6 protein-coding genes are annotated in these 9,334 nt (G+C 42.4%); 4 read left to right on the top strand and 2 right to left on the bottom strand.

What is annotated here, in order from left to right; translation table 11 throughout:
- The coding region (locus H0Z19_RS10785) for a UPF0182 family protein (RefSeq protein ID WP_290726510.1) at nt 1-1,583 on the top strand (1,583 nt) is incomplete at its 5' end.
- Nucleotides 1,584-1,790: 207 nt separating this feature from the next.
- Nucleotides 1,791-2,459, top strand: coding sequence for a phosphoribosyltransferase family protein (locus H0Z19_RS10780; protein WP_290726508.1), 669 nt, complete (start codon nt 1,791-1,793; stop codon nt 2,457-2,459).
- A 160-nt stretch (nt 2,460-2,619) separates the two neighbouring features.
- Here the strand turns inward: H0Z19_RS10780 and H0Z19_RS10775 are convergent, their stop codons facing one another.
- Entirely contained in the window at nt 2,620-5,235 is a 2,616-nt protein-coding gene (locus H0Z19_RS10775) for an HAD-IC family P-type ATPase (protein WP_290726507.1), read from the bottom strand.
- A gap of 239 nt (nt 5,236-5,474) precedes the next feature.
- On the opposite strand from H0Z19_RS10775, the gene H0Z19_RS10770 reads away from it, so the two are divergent.
- On the top strand, nt 5,475-6,635 hold the full coding sequence (locus H0Z19_RS10770; protein ID WP_290726506.1) for a CBS domain-containing protein: 1,161 nt from the start codon (nt 5,475-5,477) through the stop codon (nt 6,633-6,635).
- Between the two features lie 41 nt (nt 6,636-6,676).
- On the opposite strand, the gene acs is transcribed toward H0Z19_RS10770, so the two are convergent.
- Entirely contained in the window at nt 6,677-8,578 is a 1,902-nt protein-coding gene (gene acs, locus H0Z19_RS10765) for an acetate--CoA ligase (protein ID WP_290726505.1), read from the bottom strand.
- Between the two features lie 427 nt (nt 8,579-9,005).
- Here acs and H0Z19_RS10760 point away from each other — a divergent pair, with 427 nt between their 5' ends.
- Nucleotides 9,006-9,248 carry a hypothetical protein gene (locus tag H0Z19_RS10760; RefSeq protein ID WP_290726503.1) on the top strand — a complete coding sequence of 81 codons (243 nt, stop codon included), beginning with the start codon at nt 9,006-9,008 and terminating at the stop codon, nt 9,246-9,248.
- The last annotated feature ends 86 nt before the right edge of the window (nt 9,249-9,334 follow it).

Raw genomic sequence — 9,334 nt, 5'->3', positions numbered from 1 at the left:
TGCTCAGCGTTTACAGGCAGATGCAGCAGATAAGAACTTACTATTTCATAAATGACGTTGATGTGGATCGTTACTACATTGATGGAAGGTACACGCAGATTATGATCACTGCAAGGGAACTTTCAACCGATTTGTTATCGCCAAGAGCAAAAACGTGGCTTAACGAGCATCTGATATTTACTCATGGCTACGGTGTCGTAGCCTCGCCGGTGAATTCTGTAACCAAGGTGGGGTTGGCTGATCTGATAGTTGAGGATATACCCCCAAAGGGAAAAATAGCTATTGAACGCCCTGAGATATACTATGGTGAGCTAACAACAAATTACGTGATCGTTAAAACAAAACAGAAGGAATTCGATTATCCGCTGGGTGAAGGTAATGTTTTGACAACTTACAATGGTTCTGGTGGAGTTAAGCTCGATTCGTACTTTAAAAAACTCATATACGCAATAAAATTTGCCGACGTTAGTTTTCTGCTGAGCGATTACATCACAACGGAAAGCAGTTTGATGCTTCACAGGAACGTAATAGATAGAGTATCGACGATAGCACCCTTCCTCGTGTATGACAGAGATCCTTATATAGCCGTAATAGACGGAAAGCAGTACTGGATAATCGATTCATATACGACTCTTGACAAGTTCCCGTACTCTGCAAGATATCCGACATTCAATTACATTCGAAATCCGGTTAAGGTCTTTGTGGACACATACAACGGAACCACCAAGTTCTACGTTATTCAGGAAGAGCCGGTGATTAGGGTTTTGATGAAAGCATTTCCGGATCTTTTTGTCTCAGCAGATAAAATGAGTGAAGAAGAGAGAGCCCATATAAGGTATCCAATTGACCTGTTTGAAGTTCAAGCCCACGTCTACGCAACCTTCCATATGGACGATGCCAAAACATTTTACAACCGTGAGGATGTGTGGGTGATCCCGCAGGAGATTTTAGAGGATGAGAGAGTACAAATGGAGCCCTACTACGTTATACTAACTCTGCCCGGAAACGACAAGCCGGAGTTCTTGCTAATGCTTCCGTTCACGCCGAAAGGAAGGGATAACATCATTGCTTGGTTAGCGGCAAGATGTGATGAGGAGTACGGCGAGTTAAGGCTGTATGAATTTCCGAAAGGTCAGCTGATTTATGGCCCCATGCAGATAGAAGCGAGAATAGATCAGAATGCTGACATTTCCCAGTTGTTCACCCTCTGGGGGCAGGTTGGGTCGAAGGTCATCAGGGGCAATTTGCTTGTTATTCCTATAGAGAACTCGATACTGTACATTGAGCCAATCTATCTGAGAGCTGTAAATGCCCAGATTCCAGAGCTCAGAGGTGTTATAGTTGTTTACAGTGATGTACTGGCAATGAGACCAACACTTGACGAGGCTTTGATAGCTGTATTTGGTGAGGAAGTCCCTGAAATCGTTGAAGAGGAGAGCGTTAAGGACCTTGTGAGGCAACTGGTTGAGCTTTACAACAGGGCGAGAGAGGAGGCAGGGGCTGGTAACTGGACTGGGTTTGGTGAGTACATTGAAAGGCTTGGGGACACCATTAGCAAGCTAAACCAGACTGCAGGGCGTTAATGTCGCTTCTGCTTTACAGTGGCAAGAAATGCCTTGAGAATCGAGTTCATCGAGAGAGCGCTGGAGAAAATCGGAAGAGTGTGCATGAAAAAGGAAAAACTACTCAGCTCCCAGTTGTGTTTCTCGACAATCTCCGTGAACTTCGTAAACCCATGCAACTCAAGAACTACACTTAAGATTTTATATTTTGAAGTCTAACTTTTTGGTATGTTCGTAATCCAGGACAAGAAATACTACAACAAGTTTGGGGTCTTCAGAAATAGAATAGATGCCGGAAACAAGCTCGCCGACTTAATTTTGAAGCATCTTGATGTGGATGCAGATAAAACGGATGTGGTTGCGATACCAGCAGGAGGAGTTCCAGTAGCTTCGGCAATGGCTAAAAAAATTGGTTTGAAATTGAAAGTATTGTTGGTCTCGAAAATCCTATTTCCGTGGACGACCGAGGCGGGTTTTGGTGCACTAAGCATGTTCGGCGACTTTGAGCTGAATGAGAGTGCAGTTCACCACTACAAGCTTAGTGATGGGGTCGTCAAGGAGCAGATAAAGAAGACTGAAGAAAAAATTGCAAAAAGGCTGAAGATAATTCCTGAAGAACGTTTAATTGGAGAGGGGAACGAGTTGGCGTTTCTCGTTGATGATGGCCTGGCGTCTGGATATACAATGCTGGTGGCTTTAAAGAGTGCGAGAAGATTTTACGATAAAATCTACGTTGCCGTTCCCACAGCTTCTTCGCATGCAGTTAATTTGATCTCCGGAAACTGCGACGGCATCTTCTGCATAAACCTGAGAGACATTTATCCCTATGCAGTCGCTGACGCTTACTTAGAGTGGCACGATGTTAGCGACGAGGAAATGTTAGAATTTTTAAAATAATGGGATTATATTATAACGTAACCATTTTCGGCATGTATCCGACATCGTTTTCTCATCATGTTCGCCCAAAGAGGGGTAAAGGTCAGTAAATCGCCCCTCTATCCGGCTTCTTCAATGTTGTGCCTATCTCACTCTGCTGAAACCTCTCAGGTTTCAGACTTTAATGATTTAGTTTTTGTAAAAAATTTATTCTTATGTATTTCTCCAGCTCAGCAAAGAGAAATACCAAGGAAGATATTGTTATGATTCCAAACCACATGTTTGCATCAAGCGGTGCGGTATACAGAATTGCGTTAAAGTTAGGCGAATATGTCGCTACCAGCTGCAAAACGATCGTTGCAAGGATTCCCAGATATATTGCTCTATTCTTAAACTTCAAAGTTTTTATAAAGCTCAAATCAATGCTTCTTGCGCTCAGCAGATAGAATATTTCAAAAAACACTATAACATTCATTGCCACTGTTCTGGCTATCACTTCGTTTTCGCTATACCTGAAATACAGAAGGTAGGCACACACGACCAAAACCGTAGCTACCCAGATTATCCTGAATAAAATCACCGGATTCAGCAATTCTCCAGTTATCGGCTTGAGCTTAAGCAGATTTTGCTCTTTAGACTCAAAAACTAAGGTCGTTCCCAAAAGCACAGCCGTAACTGTATTAATCCAGAGGATCTGCACTGGTAGAATCGGAAGTGTGATACCCAAAAGGAAAGCTGCAAGAACCACAATCCCCTCTCCGACGTTAGTCGGTAGCATCCATGCAAGAATCTTTTGAATCTTTCTAAAAACGTTTCTGCCTTCATCAATAGCCTCTACAATTGTTGCAAAATTATCGTCAAGCAAAATTATTTCAGCGGATTCCTTAGCCACCTCCGTGCCGGAGCCCATTGCAATACCAATATCAGCCCTTTTCAATGCGGGAGCATCATTTACACCATCTCCCGTAACTGCAACTGTTTTGCTCATTTCCTGTAGTAATCTGACTATCCTCAGCTTCATTTTTGGTAAGGTTCTTGCAAATATGTTTGTTTTCTTCAATACTTCTTTAAGCTCTTCATCGCTCATTTTTTCGATTTCATCCCCCGTTACAACACTACCGTTAATATCGAGCTCTTCTGCGATGAACAACGCGGTATTTGGGTGATCCCCAGTTATCATTATGACCCTTACGCCCGCTTCCTTGCATCTCCTGATCGCCTCGTAACATTCCTCCCTTGGAGGATCGATCATGCATTGAAGACCGAGGAATATCAAGCCGTCAAGATGTTCCTCAATACTACCAAATTCCTCCAAGTCAACGGACTTGTATGCAAACGCCAGAACCCTCAAACCCTGAAGGGCAAACTCTGATGCCATCTTGCGAATGTGACTTTCATCAAGCTCCACTATTTTTCCCTCCACCAAAGCCCACTTACACATTGAAAGGATCCTCTCCGCTGAACCTTTTACATAAATTTCCACGAATTCCCCCTCTTTTGCTGCGGTTGCCATATAGCGAAAAGCTGGATCAAATGGTATTTCGTCAATAATATTAAACTGCTTTTTAATTCCTGCCAGCGATGCAACTTCGAGGAGGGCCACTTCAGTTGGATCTCCGCTCGTTACAGGTTCCCCATCTTTTAAAAAATAAATTGCTGTATTGCATATGTAGCCAGCCTTTACTGTGAGATACACCTCGGGATGTTTCGCGAGTTCTTCCCTGCTTAGAACAGAATTGCCACTCTCGACGTCATATTCCCTTCCTCCAGCAAATATTCGTATTACCTTCATTTTGTTCTGTGTAAGTGTTCCGGTTTTGTCCGTGCATATCGTCGTAACACTTCCCAGAGATTCTACAGCCGGTAGCTTTCTAACTATAGCCTTTCTTTTTGCCATGTCCCTAACACCGATTGCAAGGCTCATTGTTACGAGAGCGGGCAAGCTTTCAGGAATTGCTGCAACAGCCAAGCTAACGGAGGCTAAGAACATGAATGCAGGGTCGTAACCTCTCAATATCCCAATTGTAAAATTTAAGATCGAAACTGCAACGATTATGAAGAAAATGAGTCTGCCAAGACGCCTTACTCTACGTAGCAGGGGAGTCTCAACACCTCTCTCCCTTTTAACGGTCTTTGCAATCTTACCCAGCTCGGTATCCTCGCCCGTAGCAACAACGACTGCTTTTCCGTAACCTTCAAGAACGAGTGTCCCGGCGAAGACCATGTTGTTTCTATCAACAGCCGTCCCCTTCAGAATAGTTTCAGAGAATTTTTCAACAGGCGTGGACTCGCCCGTTAGCAAGGATTCGTCAACAGTTAGATTTCTTGCTTCAAAAAGCCTCGCGTCTGCTGGAACTTTCATTCCAGTCTCTAATATTATCACATCTCCTGGAACTAACCCTTTTGCGGGAATGTCTTTTTCGACCCCTCTTATTACCCTTGCTTTAACCTCTACTATCTTCTTTAGGGATTCAATTGTTTTTTCTGCCCTTCTTTCCTGAATATAACCAATCAATGCATTTATCAGCACGACTGAGAATATTATGGTTGCATCCACATATTGATGAAGAAATATCGTTATCAAACCGGCAATCATTAAAATGTAAATTAAGGGATCGTTAAAGTGAGAAAGAAATCTTAAAATTTCGCTAATTTTCTTTTCTTCTTTAATCTCATTATAGCCATACAATACAAGCCTTTTCGCAGCTTCATCATCTGTTATACCCTGAGGTGAGCTTTTAACAAGTCTAAAGACTTCTGAAATTGGAGTTCTGTACCATTCAATTTCTTTGTCCATCTGTTATGTTAGCTACTGATCAAATAATAATTTTGCCCCAAAAATAAGTCCTTAACCGATGCTGAGCTTAGCGAATGGAGCAGATCGTGACCATCTGCAGGTTAGTAAGGCGTATCTCGGCAAAAGTCTTGCAGAAGTTACACTTTCAGATTTTTTATTATACTTTTAATTAAATATATGTAACCAAACATTTTTATACTTTGTAGTTCCATATTATCTGTCACAAAAGGTGGAATGAGATGGATGTCGAGGAATTAAAGGAGGTTCTTAGAGACGATTATGACGTTATCAGCGCAAGTGAAACACTTTCGAGGGTAATTTCAATGTTAGGTGAGTCCAAGCATGAAAGAGCACTGTTGGTTGAAGAAAATGGCGAAATCATTGGAGTTGTAAGAGAAAAGGATCTAATCAGGGGTGGCCTGATGACGAACCCTGATGAAACGAAAATCAAGAACTTCGCCGCGAAAACTGGAATCATTCGCCTTGACGAGCTAACACCAGAGAAGGTAGCGAGAAGGTTTATAGAGGATTCCACACCCTTTGTTCTTATAAAGCTCAACGGAGGATTTGGGGTTATTCACATCAATGATTTTCTACAAAAAATAAAACAGGAATTTGAAAATGTTGAAGTTGGAGATGTTATGAATCCAGAAGTTATCACCCTGAAAACGTACGATGGCGTATCCAAGGCTCTGGCCACTATGAGAAATCATGGCATCAGCAGAGTTGTTGTGGTTGATGATGAAAATAAAGTAGCTGGAATCATTACTAGTAAGGATATTGTGGATAGGGTTGTGTTTCTGGGAAAGGACGATAGACTCGGACACCTGAGCATGAAAGAAAAAGAAAAAACGCTTTCAGTGATGGTTGAAGGTATAATGAGTCATCCGGTTATAACAGTTGAGAGAAATGACACGATTGCCAAAGCTATTGACATGATGATTGAGGATGACGTATCGAGCCTTGTTATCACAAAAGGCAGCATTCCCGAAGGAATAGTGGTAAAGAAGGATCTTTTGGAATATTACTTAAAGAAGACCATTCCAAAAGAGTATGAAGTGCAGATCATCACGAAGGGTGTGGTTTTGGACGATTCTGAGATGGAAAATCTCTTAGATGAACTGAACAAGTTTTTGAGGAAGTTCAGAGATTCTCTCGGGAAGGAACATCTATTTGTTTATGTGAAGAAACTCAAATTGTATTACAGACGAATACCCCTAATTTACGTGAGGATGAGGCTGACAAGCGATCATGGAGTTTTCTTTGTTACTGGTGAAAGCTGGGGTGTTGAGTTTGCAGTTCATGCAACCTTGAATAAGCTCGAAAGACAGGTAATAAAAGATAAAGAGCTTTTGCTCGATAAGAGGGTTGTGCAGAGGTTTTACGAGGAAGTTCTTTGATAACTGCAAATGAGATTTAAAAATAATAGAATGGGTTGGCTTTATTTTGCCCCTTTAACATTCACGATCCTCTCAACAACTGTCACATCTTCAAGAGTTGTGATATCTCCTATCTCTTCACCCTTTTCGATAGCGAGTAGAATCCTGCGCACTATCTTTCCACTTCTCGTTTTTGGTAACTGTTCGACGAAGTAGATCTTTTCAGGAACAGCTATTGATCCTATTTCGTTTTTAACATGCGTTTTAAGGTATTTTTCAAGTTCGACGCTCGGCTCGTAGCTCTTCTTAAGGACGACAAATGCTACTGGCACTTCTCCTTTGATCTCGTGGGGCTTTCCAACAACGGCTGCCTCGCTTACAGCTTCGTGAGATACAAGCGCACCCTCGATTTCAGCACTTCCAAGTCTATGCCCGCTGACCTTTAGAACTTCATCAATTCTCCCTATTATCCAGTAGTATCCATCCTCATCCCTCCTTGCTCCGTCTCCAGTGTAGTAAGTCCGTTTGCCGTCTGATGTCCAGTATTGTTTGACGAATCTTCTTGGATCGCCCCGCAGATCTCTGAACATCGCTGGCCACGGGTTCATTATTACGAGCTCTCCGATATCTGCAGGATTTCCTTTCTCGTCGTGTATCTCTACCAACATTCCCGGGAAGGGTAGTGTTACAGAACCGGGCTTGAGCTCTGTTATGCCGGGCAAGGGAGCTATTATGATCATTCCGGTTTCAGTCTGCCACCATGTGTCAATCACAGGGCAGCGCTCACTCCCTACATACTTGTGATACCACCTCCAGGCTTCAGGGTCTATCGTTTCACCCACAGTTCCAAGCAGACGCAAACTGCTAAGATCGTGCATCTCCAGCCATTCCTCGCCGAGCTTCATGAAGTGGCGTATTGCAGTGGGAGCAGTGTAAAAAATGGTCACGCCGTACTGCTCAATAATGCTCCACCACCTGTCCGGCTGTGGATAGTCTGGAGCGCCTTCGTACATTAGCACCGTCACACCGTTGCTAAGGGGACCGTAGACAACATAGCTATGTCCGGTTATCCACCCTATGTCAGCAGTGCACCAGAATACATCTCCATCTTTCAAATCGAATACCCACTTGGCTGTAATGTGGGTGCCAACGTTGTAACCTCCGTGAACGTGAAGAACGCCTTTCGGCTTTCCGGTTGTTCCCGATGTATACAGTATAAACAACGGATGTTCGCTGTCAAGAGCTTTACATTCGCACTCATCTGCTAAGCCTTCTTCCAGTTCATGCCACCAGATATCCCTTCCATCGACCATATTCACATCGTTGCCGACTCTCTCGAGCACAACAACACTCTCAACGCTGCAAGCTTCCAGAGCTTTATCAACGATGCGCTTAGTTTCGATAACCTCGCCTCTCCTGTAGTAACCGTCCATCGTAACGACAGCTTTAGCGTCGGAATCGTTTATCCTCTCACTGAGAGCTTTCGAGGAGAAACCTCCAAAAACCACGTTATGAATTGCACCGATTCTGGCGCACGCAAGCATCGCAACAACGAGCTCTGGCACCATCCCCATGTAGATCGTGACCACATCTTCCTCCTGCACACCAAGTGTCCTGAGAGCATTGGCAAACCTGCAAACTCTCTGGTAGAGTTCACGGTAAGTGATCATCTCTTTTTCGTTTTCAGGTTCTCCCTGCCATATTATTGCTGTCTTATCCCCTTTTGATTCGATATGTCTATCTAAGCAGTTGTGGGTTATGTTTACCTTCCCGTCAAGAAACCACCTATAAAAAGGAGCGTTACCGCTATATATTATCTCTCTGTAGGGCTCAAACCACTCAATTTCACTTTTTGCAACTGAATCCCAAAATGTGAGATAGTCCAAAGCCTCCTCATAAATTTCTTCACCCGGTGTATACTCTTTGGCTTCATATAAATCATTTTCAGAAAATTTCTTTAACATTTTTTACACCCACACATTATATGACTATAACTTAATAAGTTTAACTGAAGTCAATATTTTAATAATATAAAATTCAAAAGTATTCATATGGGTGACCCCACAATTGCGTAATGTTACCAAGCCAATGCAAAAGAGTGACCAAAGGAAACGTTTCCTCGGTAAATCCCCTCTGAATGTGCATTTTTGATGTTTTATTTCTGGTATTTCACCTAGTCCTTCGTATTATTTCTTTAACTCCTTGTCGAGTTGTCTGGTCATTCATTTGATTTTCTTGTTCGACAGTTTCTACAAGTTGGAAGATCTAAGGATGCTTTATCGACCTGACATATTTGGAGTAGACAAATACGATACGGAAGCTAAACGCCAAGTATCAAATAAGTATAAAGTGGATTTTATTAGTGTCTCCCAGATAGAGTCAATTTTTAGCATGATTGAAGGAACTATTGTGAAGTTTATAACGGAGTTTAAACCTCCTTCAATGTCCCCTCAAATCACCGAACTTCTAGATACTCTCGGAGACGATTTACCATCAACTGAGACACAAGATAAAATTTTGACCATAAAAAGATATTTGAACACTCTAAAAAATGAGTGTGGAATTGATTTTTACGGGCCCTTCATAAACATTGACTTGAAGAAGGTATTAACTTTCATTGGAATCTTTTCATGAGTAAGAGCGACTTGATTTATCTAAGAGAAACGTTATTTCCGCATCTCCCTGAACAAACTGCTTCTCAGAAAGTAAATCAGAATGAA

The organism is Archaeoglobus sp. (genome assembly GCF_017656475.1).
Taxonomy (GTDB): domain Archaea; phylum Halobacteriota; class Archaeoglobi; order Archaeoglobales; family Archaeoglobaceae; genus Archaeoglobus.
Note: the sequence above shows the minus strand (reverse complement) of the source record. Positions and strands in the feature narration are given on the sequence as shown.

What these genes read in the sequence shown, in the direction of transcription:
- H0Z19_RS10770 (WP_290726506.1), top strand. Translation starts at nt 5,475, where the DNA reads ATGGATGTCGAGGAATTAAAGGAGGTTCTTAGAGACGATTATGACGTT.
- acs (WP_290726505.1), bottom strand. Translation starts at nt 8,578, where the DNA reads ATGTTAAAGAAATTTTCTGAAAATGATTTATATGAAGCCAAAGAGTAT.
- H0Z19_RS10780 (WP_290726508.1), top strand. Translation starts at nt 1,791, where the DNA reads ATGTTCGTAATCCAGGACAAGAAATACTACAACAAGTTTGGGGTCTTC.
- H0Z19_RS10760 (WP_290726503.1), top strand. Translation starts at nt 9,006, where the DNA reads ATGATTGAAGGAACTATTGTGAAGTTTATAACGGAGTTTAAACCTCCT.
- H0Z19_RS10775 (WP_290726507.1), bottom strand. Translation starts at nt 5,235, where the DNA reads ATGGACAAAGAAATTGAATGGTACAGAACTCCAATTTCAGAAGTCTTT.